We start from the raw sequence: 15,461 nt of genomic DNA on the forward strand, positions 1-15,461 counted from the left end.
CCGAGCCTTAGCGAGGGGCCGTACATCAGGGGCAGCCTTTTGGTTCCTTTTTGGCGTCTGAAAAAGGGACTCGCCGTAAGGGCGAAACCATAAGTGGCCGTTACCGCAGCAACGGATATGTACACCCTCAAAATCACCAGCGCCAGCCGCATAGCCTTCGTCGGAACGCCGCCCGGAGCAGGCTCGCTCCCACATTTGGACTGGGGTACATCCGGATTTTATTGGCTGACGGCCCACAGGTTTGAATCGTGCACAACCGCCAACCCGTCCACGCCTGTCCCAAGGACCAATCAATCCGGCAACCACCCCCACAACCAATGCTGCAAATTATCCCCGCGCAGCATGAAATCCCGATGCACCGCCTCGCGCAGTTGATCGCCCATGCGATAACTGGCCTCCGGATCCGCCAGGTGCATGCGAATGGCCGCCAGCCATTCCTCGGTACTGTTGCTGTGAACCTTGGTGCACGGCAAATACCCTTCGTAGGCCCGGGTATCGGTGCAAATCACCGGATAGCCGCAAGCCCCGTACTCCAGCAAACGCAAGTTGCTCTTGCAGTCGTTGAAGATATGAAACTCCAACGGCGCCAACGCCAGGTCGAGGTTGAGGCTGGCCAGTTTGTACGGGTAGCTCTGCAAATCGAGGGTGCCATGGAATTCATGGATGTACGGGCGCAGGGCGTCCGGGCACATGCCGAAGAACACCCACTCCACCTCATCGGCCAGTTCGCGCACCACGTCAGCGATGATTTCCAGATCGCCGGTGTGGCTGGTGCCGCCACCCCAACCGACCCGCGGTTTTTTTGCGGTGCGGCGCTGGCTGGTGAGGGTCGCCCATGGCTGCGGTGGCAGCATGTTCGGTACCACGCGGATCTCGTTGTGCATGCTCGACAACACATCGGCCAAGGCCTGGGTGGTCACCACCACGCGGTCGCACAGGGCGATGCCGTCGCGCAGCATTTGTTCAGTGTTGACCGGTTTGTTGCGGGCATGACTGTTCTTCTTCGGCGTGCTGACGATGTAGTCGTCCAGCTCGAAAATCCGCAGGGCATTGGAGTATTTCTTCATGCGCAGGATGTCGGCCGCCGAGCCATCGCTGTAGCGACCCTGCAGGATGATGGTGTCCGGTGACAGGCGCTCGATCTCCACGGTCGAGGGTGACTCGTAGGCCACCCGCGCAATGACCCGTCCGGCTGCTTCGAGCTCGGCCAAGGGTGCGGTCACGCGGTAATGGCCGATGGCAGACTCGTTGACCGGCAGCCCGAGGATCAGCGGCAGGTCGCGATGACAAAACGGATTCCAGTTGTTGCGCAGCGAAGGCTCCAGGCTGAAGCTTGCCACGCCAAGACTCAGCGACGGGCTGTAGGCCGGATCGCGGGAGATTTTCGGCAGCCATTTGCTGTAGAACCGTTCCTGCTCCAGCACCTGTTCTTGCACGTTATCCGCAGGCACCGCGGGGGCGCTGGCTTCACCCATCATGACCGTGGCAAACGGCGTCCAGACGATCAGATAGCCGTTCTTGTCGGCGCGCAGGCACAGATCGATACCGCTGAGCCCGAGGTTGAATTCAGCCTCGTCGAGCTGGCCCAGGCTGTCGAAGACGTCCTTGCGCACCAGCAGACAATCGCTGCTGACCGCGCTCCAGTTCTGCGCCACTTGCAGGCGCTGCAGGTAGCCGCGGGAGTTGGCGTGCTCGCCGAGGAAGGGCGAACCGGCCGGGCCGGCCAGCCCGAGGATCAAACCGGCGGAGACGATCGCCCCGTGCGCGTCGAGCAGTCGTGCGCCGACCACGCCGACTTCCGGGCGCTGGCCGTGGTTGAGCAGTTCGCCGAGCCAGTCGCCGGCGCAGATTACGCTGCGCGGGCTCAGCGTCAGCAGGTATTCGCCACGGGCCTGGCGAGCCGCGAAGTTGATCACCGCCGCTTCCCCAGGGTACCCGTCGTAACGCAGCACACGCAGCATCGCCGCGCCCAGTTGCGACATCGCGTCCAGCCACTGGGCCATGGCCGAATCACCGCGCCCTTCGTCGACAATCAGAATTTCGTATTCGCTGTAGCGGGTCTGCTCGATCAGGCTTTCGGTGCAGCGCTGCAACGCGGCCAGTGAGGCGCCTGCGGCGATGATGATCGACACCACCGGCCGCTGCGCATGCAGGTAGTCAATGCGCTTGAGCAGCGGCAATTCCTGAGCACGAATTCGGTGTTCGATACCGATGCGCGACAAGTGCGCGCTGACCAGTGCCTCACTGCCTTCTATCACCTCAGGCAACGACAGCCAGTCGGCGAAGGTCTGCGTCGACTCCACCTGAATCTCGGCAATGTGCTCGATGGCATGCACGCCGGCCTCTTCCACCAACCGCCACAGCAGATCGTGAGGTGCCAGCTCGCCCAGCGCCGGTTCGAAACCGCCCAGGCTCATGAACCGCTGGCGATCGAACGCCAGGGCGCGACCAACGTAGGGATAAGCCCGCATCAGGTCCAGGTTGAAGCCTGGTTTGAACACCGGCTCGATGGATTCGCCCTCGACCAGCGCGCCTTCGTCACTGTAGGCGCAGAGCATGTGCGGTGTGCCGACGATGCGCTCGGCCAACACCAGCAACGCCGAATCGCGCAAGCTGTCACCGGCCCGCAACAGGTAAAACCAGTCCGCGCCTTCCAATTGCGGCACCAACCCGTTGAGCTGCTGCGACCAGTTCGTTTCCAGCGGCAAGTGCAGGACGTTTTCTTTGGCCGGGCAGTCGCCTTCAGACAGCACCAGCACCGCTTGCGGCGGGTAGAGTTGCGCATCGAGGCTGGCCAGGGTGGCGCGCAGCCCGGCGCTGTCAGCCTGGTCGTCGATGATGATCGGCACCAGGTTCGGACGTGACGCCCAGCGGCTGATGAATTCCGGCAGGTGGCGTGCCTCCGCCGGGTTGAATCGGCGTATCGCCAGCCACTCGCGGTAGTACTCGGCATAGCTTTCGCTGGTCCCGCCCACGCGGCCGTTGACCACCGTGTTGCGGTTGCCCAGCACCCGGGTCACGCACAGCTCTTCCCACTGGCGCGGCTGATCGGCAGCCTTGCTCATTTCCACGTAGCGCACCCAACCCGACGCCGGCGCGGACTCGCCGCCACGGCCGGTGAGCATCTGCATCAGCCATTCCCATTCCTGCGCGGCGGCACGCACCATCTCCGAGGTCTTGCTCAGGCGCTCCGGGTACAAGCGCTCGGTGCTCAGCACGGTGTTGACCACTGCCAGATTGCCGCGCCGCAGCAGGCACACAAACAGCGCGAAATCGAGCATCGCGACAAAGCCCGAACCTTCCTGAATCAATGCCGGCAACAACTCCAGCACATCGGCCCGACGCATCAGGGTCGAGCTGAAATTGCCGAGGAAGTTCTTCGGCGTGCTCTCGACAATCGCCAGCATGTCGTCGCCCTTGAGCAACGAATCCGCAGGGGAAAAACGGCAGTTGTCGACCCGTGGCGGCAGGATGAAGTTGTTAGCGTCGCTCATCATCCGCAGGCCCGCTACCAGGCTTGCCTCGGGATGATCGATCAAGGCCCTGGCTTGCATTTCGATGCTCGGCGCGAACAGTCGATCGTCGTCGCACAGCACTTTGATCAGCTCGCCGTTCGCCGCCTCGACACAACGCAACAGGTTCTGTTGCAGGCCCAGGCGCTTGGGGTTGCGCAGGTAGCGAACCGGGTGCGCAGGGTCGGTAAACGCGTCGACGATGTCCTTGATTTCATCGGAGCGCGAATCGTCGCAGATGACGATTTCCAGATTCGGGTAGGTCTGCGCGAGTGAGCTTTCCAGCGCCTGACTGAAGAAGCGCGGATTGAAGGCAGGGATGACGATGCTGACTAGAGGGGTGTGGTTCACGACAAAACTCTCGAGCGGCGAGCCCCTGCCCTTTCAGGCAGAGGCTGCGAAACCGCTTGGTAAAAGACGGTTGGCGGCTCGACAGGCACAGACTCAGATCTTGTTGAACAAGCCCAACTGCGCGATTTTGCTGAACGCCAGTTGCGAGGCTTGCAGCATGGTGGTCTGCAAGGTCAGGCGGGTCATGACTTCAGCCGGATCGGAATCGCGGATGCTGCCTTGGGTCTGGGTGTTGGCCAGGACCAGGCTTTGGTTGGTGTCGTTCTGGGTATCCAGCGCCGAACCGCGCCCCCCCACCGAACTCAGCGCGCTGGACAACTGATCGTTGCCGCTCGCCAGGTTGCCCAGGCCCGAAGCCAGTGCTGCCTGGAATTTCTGGGTCAGGATCGGATCGCCATTGGTTGGCGTGCTCAGCGCGGTTTTCAGTTGGTTCACGGTGTCCAGAATGTTCTGGGTTTCGTGAGTATTGACCGACACGCTGAACTGGTCGCCAGCGGCCGGCGCGCCGGACAAAGTGAAGCTCACGCCAGAGGCCGTGGCGACACCCGCCACTACCGTGCCCGACGACACCGGTTGGCTGTCGGCGGTCAAGGGTGCGGCATACAGATCAAAGGTGTTGGCACCGGTGAATTTCATCACTGCCGCACCGGTCGGGAAACTGGCGTGATAGTCCGCCGGGTTGCTGATGGTGCTGCCGGTCACTTGCGTGCCGGTCGGGTTGCCCGGGCTGCGCGTTGCGGTGAAGGTGTCAGGCTTGGCTGCCAGGGTGAAGCTGTGGCCCGGCAACACGGCCGCCGGGTCATCGCCGGCCGCCAGGTTGATGTTCAGGGTCAGGTCGACGCCACGGAACGACACGGTCTGGCCCGCCGCGGTGGACGCGCTGAACGCGCCGCCCTGGCTGGCTTCGGCAGTCACATCGTTGCCGCCAGAATCGCGAATCCGCAGTTGCGTGCCGCTGACGAAATCAACAGTGTAGGGTTCGCCCGAACGGAATTTGCTGTTGTAGCTGACGTTCGACGAGACCTGGCCGTTGGACAGAACCACGCGACCATCGTTGACCGCCGGCGCGGTCATGTTGACCTCGCTGCGACTGGTGTTGATGGCTTGCTGGAACACTTCCCAACCGGTGCTGTTGGTGGCCATCGACATGCTGTCGCCGATCGCCAGGTCAAGGGTCACCTGGTCGCCGTTGTAGCTGTAGGTGCCGTCGCTGTTACGCGAGAACGGTGGGGTTTCACCCTTGGAGCCGGCGAAGATGTACTTGCCGTTTTCATCCTGAGTGTTCATCAGGCTCAGCAGTTGTTCTTCGATCTGGCCCAGCTCGGTGGCGTTGGCCTGGCGGTCGGCGTCGGTGTAACCGGCGTTGCCGGCACCGATGGCCAGTTCCTTGGCGCGCTGCAAGACGTTATTGATGCTGGTCATCACCGACTCGGTCTGACCCAGGGTCGCCTTGAGGGTGTTGGTGTTGGCCTGGTATTGGCTGAGCATCGAAGCCTGCTGGCCCAGTTGCAGCAAGCGCGAGGCACCGACCGGATCATCAGCGGCGGTGTTGACGCGCACCAGGCTGCTGGCTTCTTCGCTGCTCTTGACCACGTTGGAGAAGTTTTTCTGGTAGTTCGCAGCCGAGGACTCGTAAAACTGGGCGGTGGAAATGCGCATGGACTACGACTCCTTAAAGGCTGTTGATCAGGGTGCTGAAGATTTCTTGCGCAGCCTTGATGATCTGCGAAGACGCGGTGTAGTACTGCTGGTACTTGACCAGGTTGCCGGTTTCTTCGTCGAGGTCGACGCCGGACAACGAATCGCGAGCGCCCTTGGCGTTGGCGAGGATGGCGCCGGTGGCAGCCGTGTCGAGCTTACCCTGGGCGGCCTTGGCGCCGACGCCTTCGACCAGTTTGCCGTAGGCATCGCTGAGCGAAATACCCTTGCTGGCGGAACCGGTGTCGACGGTCTGCTTGGTCTGCAAACCGGCCAGCGCGGTGCCGTTGCGGTTATCGAGAGTGCCTGGCTGCGCGATGTTGATGTCGATCGCGGTGCCTGCGCCCGGCTGGCCGGCGACGGTCATGTCGAAGGTTGCGGTGCGCTGCACGGCGGGCGGGCCCGGGTCCATGATTGGCGCGCCCGTGGCGTCCTTGAGCGGCACGGTCACGGTCAGTTTGTTGTTCTCGCCCGGCTTGATAGTGCCGGTGCCGATGGCCACGCCTTTGGCGTCCAGCACCTGGTAGGTCTGGGTGGTGCCGTCGGCCGAGGGCGCGCCAAACACCATTTTCACCGGCATCGAGGTTTTCAGGCCGTTCTGCAGCAGGGTGGTGGTGGCGGAATCGTAGATGTCGTAGTTGCTGGTCAGCGTCGGCTGGCCGCTGGCCGGGATGGTCAGGGTGCCGGTGGCGCCGGGGACGATCGAGGCGCTCAGCGGCGCGGCGATTGCCAACTTCTTGGCGTCGGTCATTTCGGTCTTGATGCTGGCCGACGCGTTGCGGGTCGGGGTCAGCTTGAACGTGTCGCCGGCCGCAGCGGTTCCGCTGAGCTTCATCGAGAAGCCATCGATCACCGGTGGCGGGTTGGTCAGCGTACTGAAGGCGCCCATCGCGGTGCCTTCCGGCAACCGCTGCACGGTGTAGTCGGTGGCGCTGGTAAAGGTGACCTTGTAATCGTTGATGGTCAGCTTGCCCGAGTCTTTGATGTTGACTTCGAAGTTGCCGGTGCCGACGTTGCCGGCGGTGGCGATGCTGCGCTGGGCCACTTGCGCGGCACTGTTGATGCTGCTGAACAGGGTGGCACCGAAGTCGCCGTTCTTGTCGATGCCCTGGGCCTGGATGCTGTTCATCTGGTCGGCCACGACCAGCGCCACACGCCCCAGTTCGTTCATCGCCGGGTCCAGCACTTCGCTGCGATAACGCAACAGGCCACCGATCTCGCCACCGCTTATCACCGAGGTGATGTTCACACTGCTGGAGGCGCGATTGAGCATGATCGACATGCGCGACGGGTCGTTCTTGTCGGTTACGGCGGAAATCGTGTTGGCGGTGTTGCCTACCACCAGCGGCTGGCCGCTGCCCAGATAGATATCGAGGCTGCCATCGTGCTCAATGACTTGCGCACCGGTGAAGGTGGATATCTGGCGAATGGTTTCGTTACGGGCGTCGAGCAATTCGTTAGGAGAACCACCGGCGCCGGAAACTTCCGCGATCCGCTGGTTCAACTGAGCGACGGTGGCCGCCAGTTTGTTGACCTGGTCGGTCATCGCAGTGAGGTTGCCGTTGATATTGGTGCTCTGCGTGTTCAACTGCTTGGAGACCGAGTTGAATCGATCACTCAACGCCCTCGCGTCGCTGAGCAGCAACTGACGCGAAGCATCGTCGCCGGGCTTGGCGTTGACGTTTTGCACCGAGGCGAAAAATTTGGTCAGGGCGCCATTGAGGCCCGTGCCGCTGTCGGACAGTAACGCATCGAGCGGGCTGACCTGCCCGGCATACGCGGCGGCGTCACTGTTCAGCGAAGTGGTGGTCTGCAGTTGCGCATCGAGGTAGGCGTTGTACACCCGGCGCACGTCGGCGAGGGTTGTACCGGTGCCAATGAAGACGTTGCCGTACGGGTTCGACGCTTTGGTGCCCTGCACGGTCTGCTGGCGCGAGTAACCGGCGGTGTCGGCGTTGGCAATGTTGTTACCGGTGGTCATCAGCGAAGATTGACTAGCGGAAAGTCCCGACATCCCGATATTGAGCAAACTCATGGTTCAGACCTTATAAATTCGTTGGAACGCCCGCCGAAGCGTAGTTTTGATAACTGGTCATCTGCTTGGCTATCTGCGAGATCTTGCTTGCGTAGTTCGGGTCAGTGGCATACCCGGCTTTTTGCAACTCGCGTACAAACTGTTCTGGGTTATCGGCCGACTTCACCACATCTTGATAGCGATTATTGGTCTGCAGCAACGTCACCAAATCATGGAAACTGTCTTTGTACGAGGCGTAGGAACGGAACTCGGCCGTCTCCTTGACCATCGCCCCATCACGGAATTCGCTGGTGATCGCGCGGGCCGATTCCCCCTTCCAGTTGCTGCTGGCCTTGATGCCGAACAGGTTGTGGCTGCTGCTGCCATCCTGGGCGCGCATCACCGATTTACCCCAACCGGTTTCCAGCGCGGCTTGGGCCACCAAATAACGTGGATCGACGCCGATACGCTCGGCGGCCTCCTTGGCCATCGGCAGCATGGTGTTGACGAATTCGTCGGCGGAACTGAAGGCTTTCTTCGCCGGGGCCAGCGGGATCTGCGCCATGGCGCGGCCGTAGACCTGCATGCGGCCGCTGGGGGCGGCATCGTTCGGCGAGGCCAGCCAGTCGCCATTGTACAGCGGGCCGGAACCGCTGCCGATCGACGCGGTGGCGGCCTGCGGCGTCGGGACTTTGTTGAGGCTGGTGGCGGCGGTCGCAGCGGTGTTGGTGGCAGAAGGCACCAGGCCGGCGAGCAAACGATCGGCGAGTTTCGGCGGCAAGGCCAGGCGCCGCTGATTGATCAGCGCCATGTCATTGGCATGCCCGCCCTCGCCCACGCCGGCCGGCAATTTGACTGCGCGCGAGGCCCACAACGGACGCTGGCCATTGACCCGCGACAGCGGTCCGTCAGTGCCCACGGTACCGGCGGCAACCGGGGTCGGCACAGCGAGTTTCGCCGCTTCCTGCTTGGCGGCCGAGGCGGCCGAGGCGGCCGCGGCCTCACCCGGCGCCAACGGTTTGTTCTTCGACATCTGGCGCATCAGCACGTCGGCCAGGCCGATACCACCGCCCTCACGGGACATGGAAATCGCCAGTTGCTGGTCGTACATTTCCTGATACTGCTTGGCCGCCTGGGTGTTGAGCGGGTTGTCTTCGCCCAGCGCATTGGTGGCCGAGCGCATGGACTTGAGCATTTCACCGAGAAACAGCGACTCGAATTCCTGCGCAACCTTGCGCATATTGCCGTCGCTGTTCTTGTCGCCGACCTTGAGCTGGTTCAAACGATTAAGGTCCGAATACGCCCCCGAATCGCTGCTACTGACCAGACCGCTCTTGCGCATATCCATGGTGGTCGGCCTCAGATCACGATCAGGTCGGCTTGCAAGGCGCCGGCCTGTTTCAGTGCTTCAAGGATCGCCATCAAGTCACCCGGCGCCGCGCCGACCTGGTTCACCGCACGAACGATTTCGTCGAGGGTGGTGCCCGGACCGAACTTGAACATCGGCTTGAGTTCCTGCTCGGCATTGACCCGCGAGCGCGGGACCACCGCGGTCTGGCCGTTGGACAGCGGGCCGGGCTGGCTGACGATCGGGTCTTCGGTGATGGTCACGGTGAGGCTGCCGTGGGTCACGGCCGCCGGCGAAACTTTCACGTTCTGGCCGATGACGATGGTGCCGGTGCGCGAGTTGATGATGACTTTCGCCACCGCTTGACCCGGATCGACTTCAAGGTTTTCCAGGATCGACAGGTAGTCGACACGCTGGCTCGGATCCAGTGGCGCACTGACACGGATCGAACCGCCGTCAATCGCCTGGGCGACGCCAGGGCCGAGCAGGTCATTGATCTTGTCGACGATACGTTTGGCGGTGGTGAAGTCGGACCGGTTGAGGTTCAAGGTCAGGCTATTGCCCTGGTTGAAACCGCTCGGCACCGAACGCTCCACCGAAGCACCACCAGGGATACGGCCGGCCGACGGAACGTTGACGGTGATCTTCGAACCGTCGCGACCTTCGGCGTCGAAACCACCGACCACCAGGTTGCCCTGGGCCACGGCGTAGACGTTGCCGTCGATACCCTTGAGCGGCGTCAGCAGCAAGGTGCCGCCGCGCAGGCTTTTGGAGTTACCGATCGAGGACACGGTGATATCCACCTGTTGCCCAGGCTTGGCGAACGCCGGCAAATCGGCGCTGATCGACACGGCGGCAACGTTCTTCAACTGCACGTTGCCCGAACCGGGCGGCACCTTGATCCCGAACTGCGAGAGCATGTTGTTGAAGGTCTGCAGGGTGAACGGGGTCTGCGTGGTCTGGTCACCGGTGCCGTTAAGCCCGACGACCAGGCCGTAGCCGATCAACTGGTTGGAACGCACGCCGGAAATACTGGCGATGTCCTTCAGCCGCTCGGCTTGAGCACCGAAGGCCGCGGACAGCAAACAAGCGGCCACCATCAGGTGTTTAAGATTCAACGTAGCCACCTAGAAAGGGAACAGCGGGCTGAGGAAGAAACGGTCGAACCAGCCTGGCTGACTCGCGTCGGCAAACGCACCGGTGCCCGAATAGGTGATGCGTGCATCGGCGACGCGGGTCGACGACACGGTGTTGTCGGTGGCGATGTCATCGGCGCGGACCATGCCGGCGATGCGCACCAGCTCGTCGCCGGTGTTGAGGGTCAGCCACTTCTCGCCACGCACGGCAATGATGCCGTTGGGCAGCACGTCCGCCACCGTCACGGTGATCGAACCGGTCAGGCTGTTGCTCTGCCCGGACTTGCTGTCACCCTTGGTCGCGCGGTTGCCTTCGTAGCCGACGTCGAGGCTCAGGTCACCGCCGCCCACCGGGTTATTGGTGTTCAAACCACCACCGAAAAACGAGCTCAGGCCGATGCCGGTCTTGCTGTTCTTGGCCACTTGCGAGTTGGCGTTCTTGCTCGCCTGGGTGCGCTCGTTCAGGGTGATGGTGATGATGTCACCGACCCGGAACGCCTTGCGATCGCTGTACAGGTTCTGCTCGAACCCGGCCTGATAGATCGAGCCATTGTTGGCCGCAGCCGGCAGCGGCGTGCGCGGCAACACCGGGGCGTAATACGGGTCATTGGGCTTCGGCGCCGGGGCGACACAGCCCGTCAGCACGGCGATCCCACTCAGTGCGAGAACAGATACAAAGCGTTTCATGACCCTACCTCACGGTGTTGCAGGCGACCTTATGGCCGCCTCATAGACTGATTACAGATTCTGCGTTACGAACGAGAGCATCTGGTCGGCGGTGGAAATCACCTTGGAGTTCATCTCGTAGGCGCGTTGGGTAGTGATCATGTTGACCATCTCCTCAACGGTGCTGACGTTGGATGTTTCCAAGGTGTTCTGCAGCGTGCTGCCGAAACCGTTCAGGCCAGGCGTGCCGATCTGTGGCGCGCCGCTGGCGGCGGTTTCCAGGAACAGGTTGTTACCCACTGCTTGCAGGCCGGCCGGGTTGATGAAGTCGGCGGTTTGCAGGTTGCCGATCACTTGCGCGGCCGGGTTGCCAGGCACGGTGATCGACACGGTGCCGTCGCGGCCGACGGTGAACGTCTGGGCATCAGGCGGAATCACGATCGCCGGTTCCAGGGCGAAGCCGCTGGCGTTGACGATCTGGCCATTGGAGTCGAGGTGGAACGTACCGTCACGGGTGTAAGACGTAGTGCCGTCCGGTTGCAGGATCTGGAAGAACCCGCGGCCGTCGACGGCCAGGTCGAGCGGCTGCTCGGTGGTCTGCAGGCTGCCGGCGCTGAAGTTTTTCTGGGTGCCAACGATGCGCACACCAGTACCCACTTGCAGGCCCGAAGGCAGTTCGCTGTCCTGAGTCGACTGAGCGCCCGGCTGGCGTTTGATCTGGTAGAGCAAGTCCTGGAATTCGGCGCGGTCACGTTTGAAACCCGTGGTCGACACGTTGGCCAGGTTGTTGGAAATGGTGGTGAGGTTGGTGTCCTGGGCGGACAGACCGGTTTTGGCAACCCATAGAGCCGGAAGCATTCGATTCTCCTCGTGCGCCTGTTTTACGGCGCGACGTTCTGGTAATTAGCTGATCTGCAAGACCCGAGCCATGGCCTGGTCATCGTCTTTGGCGGTGTTCATCATCTTGATGTGCAGCTCGAACTGCTTGGCCAGGGCCAGCACCGAGGTCATTTCTTCCACGGCGTTGACGTTGCTCGACTCCAGGAAACCGGAGATCAGCTTGACGTCGGCATCGGCCTGCGCAGGGCGGCCGTCCTTGGTCTGGATCGAACCGTCCAGGCCTTTGGTCATGTTCTTGAAGTCCGGGTTGACCAGTTTGATCCGGTCGACTTCGGCCATCACCCGCGGGCCTTCGCCCATGGCGCGGATGCTGATGGTGCCGTCTTCGCCGACTTCGATTTGCTGCTCGGGCGGCACGGCGATCGGACCGCCATTGCCCATCACCGGCATGCCGTTGCCGGCGCGCAATACGCCGAGGGCGTCGATGTTGAGGCTGCCGGTGCGCACGTAGCTTTCACCGCCATTGGGGTTCTGCACGGCGATCCAGCCATTGCCGGTGACGGCGACATCGAGGTCGCGGCCGGTTTCCACCAGCGAGCCGGGGCTGAAGTCCGTGGCCGGACGCTCGGTCATGGCAAACGCCCGCGCCGGAAAGCTGTCACCGAACACCGGCATCGAACGGGCCTGTTCCAGGTCCTTCTGAAAACCGTTGGTGGAAATGTTGGCCAGGTTGTTGGCATGCGCCTTCTGCGCCAGCGCATTCTGGCTGGCCCCGGTCATTGCCACATAAAGGTACTTGTCCACAGTCTTTCCTCTGCATGCCGGACGTTTGCCGCCCACTGCTGTACTGCTGAGCCATAAGCAAATAGCAGACCAACTTTAATTTGGCGCCGCCGGGCCCGGCAAACAAAGGACTTGAGGGGATTTTGCGGAAAAAGGGATTTGTCCCAGAGACGAAAAACCGGCGGTGTTATGCCGGTTTGTGGCAAGGGCCGGCCAGAGCCTGGCCGATATAAAAAACGGTGGTGAAAGAAACGGCCGAGCGACACCTACTTCTGTGGCGAGGGGGCAAGCCCCCTCACCATAGAAGCGGTCGTCCAACCCTAGCGCAGGGCGGACTCAGGCATCGGTCTTGCCCACCTCATATTCGCGCAATTTATTGGCAATGGTGGTATGCGAAACCCCCAACCGCTTGCCCAGTTGGCGGCTGCTGGGGTGTTCGGCATAGAGCTGCTCCAGCACCGCTTTCTCGAAGCGCCCAACGATTGCGTCCAGCCCGCCCTCAAGGGAAAACTCGCCAAGCGGCTGACGCACGCCGTAATCCGGCAGGCGAATGTGCTCGGCTTTCACCGTGCCGCCCTCGCACAACGAGACCGCCTGGAACAACACGTTTTCCAGTTGCCGCACGTTGCCCGGCCAGCGGTAGTGACGCAAACGTTCCAGCGCCGCCGGTGCCAGTTTCGGCAGCGGGCAACCGATCTGCCGACTGGCCTGGTCGAGGAAGTGCTCCACCAGTGGCGGCAAACCGTCGAGGCATTCGCGCAACGGCGGGATGTGCAACGACAGCACATTCAAACGGTGATACAGGTCCTGGCGAAACTCGCCACGGGCGCACAATTCGGAGAGATCCACCTGAGTTGCGCAGATCACCCGCACGTCGAGGTACACCTCCTCATCACTGCCGACACGGCGGAAGCAACCGTCCTGCAAAAAGCGCAGCAATTTCACTTGCAAGCGCGGGCTCATTTCTCCGACGCCATCGAGAAACAAGGTGCCGCCCGCGGTCAATTCCAGCAGCCCGAGCTTGCCTTCGGCACGCGCCCCTTCGAACGCACCGGGGCCGTAGCCGAACAGCTCGGTCTCGGCCATGGACTCTGGCAACCCGGCGCAATTGAGCGCCATCAGCGGCGACTGCCCACGCGGACTGGCCAGGTGACAGGCGCGAGCGAGCAATTCCTTGCCGGTGCCGGTTTCGCCTTCTATCAATAGCGGAGCATCCACCGGTGCCATGCGCCGTGCCTCACGGACCACGGCGGCCATCACTTTCGAGCTCTGGAAAATACTGTCGAAGCCGCGCAATTCCTGTTTGCGCACGTTGTAAATCCGCTCGCCGACGCGGTCCGCCCGGTGCAGGGTCAATACCGCACCGGCCATGGCTTCGCTGTCGTCATGTTCCGATTGCAACGGCGCGATGTCCGCCAGAAACACATCGCCCTTGACCTTGACCCGCAACCCATTGATCCGCGATTTGCTGGCGCGCACCAGTTCCGGCAGGTCGAACTCCTCGGCGTAGCGCGACAGCGGAATGCCCGGCACTTCATCCACCCGCACCCCCAGCAACTGCGCCGCCGCCCGGTTGGCCGCGACAATCGAGCCGCCCATGTCGATCGACAACACCGGGAACTCCAAAGCGCCGAGCAAAGCATTCAACTCCATGTGCCGGCGCTCGCTGGGCATCAGCCCGACCCGCTTGACCCCGAACACCCCCGCGATGGCTTCGAACTGTGGGCGCAACGCCTGGAATTGCAGGTTGATCAGGTTCGGGCAATGCAGATAGATCGCGTTGCCGTGCTCGCCGCCGACTTCGCCACGGGCTACGTTGATGTTGTACTCGACGAGCAGGTTGAGAATGTCGCGCAGGATGCCGATGCGGTTCTGGCAATGGACTTTGATACGCATATAAAGGCCCGGATAACGATGTTTAAGGTGTGAGACAGCCGAGAGTACGGTGGGAGCGAGCCCGCTCGCGAACGCGTCGGCAAATTCACCCGAGAGGTGACGGAATTCGCGAGCAGGCTCGCTCCCAAAAGAAAGTTCTGCGCCATTTTCTTTGGCTAGGCACAGATAACTGTCAAGATTATGTGACAGCTAACGGTAGATTCCCACCTCGCTTGCCAAGTCTTTGCGCGATCACTCTTTCTTTGTAACGAAAACTTTACGATCGCCTGGGAAATTTCCCACACATCAGGGGCGCCTCCCACTGCAACTTCCCCCCGCTTCGGGTTATCTCTTGCTGCATAGCCGCTTAAAACAACAACGAATTCCCTCGCAGGAGAGCAGCATGAAGCAGACGCAGTACGTGGCCCGCGAGCCCGACGCGCAAGGTTTTATCGACTACCCCGCTGAAGAACACGCAGTGTGGAACACGCTGATCACTCGTCAACTGAAAGTGATTGAAGGGCGTGCGTGCCAGGAGTATCTGGACGGTATCGAAAAACTCGGCCTGCCCCACGACCGCATTCCGCAATTGGCTGAAATCAACCAGGTCCTCGGTGCGACCACCGGCTGGCAAGTTGCCCGCGTGCCGGCACTGATTCCCTTCCAGACTTTTTTCGAATTGCTCGCCAACAAGCAGTTTCCGGTGGCGACCTTTATCCGTACCCGCGAAGAACTGGATTATTTGCAAGAGCCGGACATTTTCCACGAGATTTTTGGCCACTGCCCGCTGCTGACCAACCCTTGGTTTGCCGAATTTACCCACACCTACGGCAAACTCGGCCTACAAGCCACCAAGGAACAACGGGTGTACCTGGCGCGGTTGTACTGGATGACCATCGAGTTCGGCCTGGTCGATACACCCCAGGGCCAGCGCATTTACGGCGGCGGCATTCTCTCGTCGCCGAAAGAAACGGTTTACAGCCTGTCCAGCGAACCGGAACACCACGCGTTCGATCCGCTGGAGTGCATGCGCACGCCGTACCGCATCGACATTCTGCAACCGGTGTATTTCGTCCTGCCGAACCTCAAGCGCCTGTTCGACCTCGCCCACGAAGACATCATGGGCATGGTCGAGCGAGGCATGCAGTTGGGTCTGCACGCGCCGAAATTTCCGCCCAAGGCGGCGTGACCCGATCATTTCGACACAAACTGCGTCTGTTGCCGGGCCACGCTTTGCT

Annotated in this window: 10 protein-coding genes; 1 reads left to right on the forward strand and 9 read right to left on the reverse strand. The window is 61.8% G+C overall.

Going from position 1 to position 15,461, the window contains the following annotated elements:
• Positions 1-290: 290 nt before the first annotated feature.
• The 9 genes from RG836_RS10910 to RG836_RS10950 form a co-directional block, all read right to left on the reverse strand.
• Positions 291-3,863, reverse strand: a complete 3,573-nt coding sequence (locus tag RG836_RS10910) for a glycosyltransferase (protein WP_310845354.1) — start codon at positions 3,861-3,863, stop codon at positions 291-293.
• 93 nt (positions 3,864-3,956) lie between these two features.
• Entirely contained in the window at positions 3,957-5,522 is a 1,566-nt protein-coding gene (locus tag RG836_RS10915; RefSeq protein WP_310845356.1) for a flagellar hook-associated protein 3, read from the reverse strand.
• A gap of 13 nt (positions 5,523-5,535) precedes the next feature.
• A complete protein-coding gene (gene flgK / locus RG836_RS10920; RefSeq protein WP_310845358.1) occupies positions 5,536-7,596 on the reverse strand; it encodes a flagellar hook-associated protein FlgK in 2,061 nt (686 codons plus the stop codon).
• A gap of 10 nt (positions 7,597-7,606) precedes the next feature.
• A complete protein-coding gene (flgJ, locus tag RG836_RS10925; RefSeq protein ID WP_310845359.1) occupies positions 7,607-8,923 on the reverse strand; it encodes a flagellar assembly peptidoglycan hydrolase FlgJ in 1,317 nt (438 codons plus the stop codon).
• An 11-nt stretch (positions 8,924-8,934) separates the two neighbouring features.
• Positions 8,935-10,023, reverse strand: coding sequence for a flagellar basal body P-ring protein FlgI (locus RG836_RS10930; protein ID WP_310845410.1), 1,089 nt, complete (start codon positions 10,021-10,023; stop codon positions 8,935-8,937).
• Between the two features lie 27 nt (positions 10,024-10,050).
• Entirely contained in the window at positions 10,051-10,746 is a 696-nt protein-coding gene (gene flgH, locus RG836_RS10935) for a flagellar basal body L-ring protein FlgH (protein WP_310845360.1), read from the reverse strand.
• A gap of 51 nt (positions 10,747-10,797) precedes the next feature.
• Positions 10,798-11,583, reverse strand: coding sequence for a flagellar basal-body rod protein FlgG (gene flgG, locus RG836_RS10940; protein ID WP_310845361.1), 786 nt, complete (start codon positions 11,581-11,583; stop codon positions 10,798-10,800).
• Between the two features lie 45 nt (positions 11,584-11,628).
• Positions 11,629-12,369, reverse strand: coding sequence for a flagellar basal body rod protein FlgF (locus RG836_RS10945; protein WP_310845363.1), 741 nt, complete (start codon positions 12,367-12,369; stop codon positions 11,629-11,631).
• A gap of 315 nt (positions 12,370-12,684) precedes the next feature.
• Positions 12,685-14,244, reverse strand: a complete 1,560-nt coding sequence (locus RG836_RS10950; protein ID WP_310845364.1) for a sigma-54-dependent transcriptional regulator — start codon at positions 14,242-14,244, stop codon at positions 12,685-12,687.
• A 382-nt stretch (positions 14,245-14,626) separates the two neighbouring features.
• On the opposite strand from RG836_RS10950, the gene phhA reads away from it, so the two are divergent.
• Entirely contained in the window at positions 14,627-15,412 is a 786-nt protein-coding gene (gene phhA / locus RG836_RS10955) for a phenylalanine 4-monooxygenase (RefSeq protein WP_310845366.1), read from the forward strand.
• The last annotated feature ends 49 nt before the right edge of the window (positions 15,413-15,461 follow it).

It is taken from the genome of Pseudomonas rhizozeae (assembly GCF_031583775.1).
Classification (GTDB): Bacteria; Pseudomonadota; Gammaproteobacteria; order Pseudomonadales; family Pseudomonadaceae; genus Aquipseudomonas.

What these genes read in the sequence shown, in the direction of transcription:
- RG836_RS10915 (WP_310845356.1), bottom strand. Translation starts at nt 5,522, where the DNA reads ATGCGCATTTCCACCGCCCAGTTTTACGAGTCCTCGGCTGCGAACTAC.
- flgK (WP_310845358.1), bottom strand. Translation starts at nt 7,596, where the DNA reads ATGAGTTTGCTCAATATCGGGATGTCGGGACTTTCCGCTAGTCAATCT.
- flgJ (WP_310845359.1), bottom strand. Translation starts at nt 8,923, where the DNA reads ATGGATATGCGCAAGAGCGGTCTGGTCAGTAGCAGCGATTCGGGGGCG.
- RG836_RS10930 (WP_310845410.1), bottom strand. Translation starts at nt 10,023, where the DNA reads ATGGTGGCCGCTTGTTTGCTGTCCGCGGCCTTCGGTGCTCAAGCCGAG.
- flgH (WP_310845360.1), bottom strand. Translation starts at nt 10,746, where the DNA reads ATGAAACGCTTTGTATCTGTTCTCGCACTGAGTGGGATCGCCGTGCTG.
- flgG (WP_310845361.1), bottom strand. Translation starts at nt 11,583, where the DNA reads ATGCTTCCGGCTCTATGGGTTGCCAAAACCGGTCTGTCCGCCCAGGAC.
- RG836_RS10950 (WP_310845364.1), bottom strand. Translation starts at nt 14,244, where the DNA reads ATGCGTATCAAAGTCCATTGCCAGAACCGCATCGGCATCCTGCGCGAC.
- phhA (WP_310845366.1), top strand. Translation starts at nt 14,627, where the DNA reads ATGAAGCAGACGCAGTACGTGGCCCGCGAGCCCGACGCGCAAGGTTTT.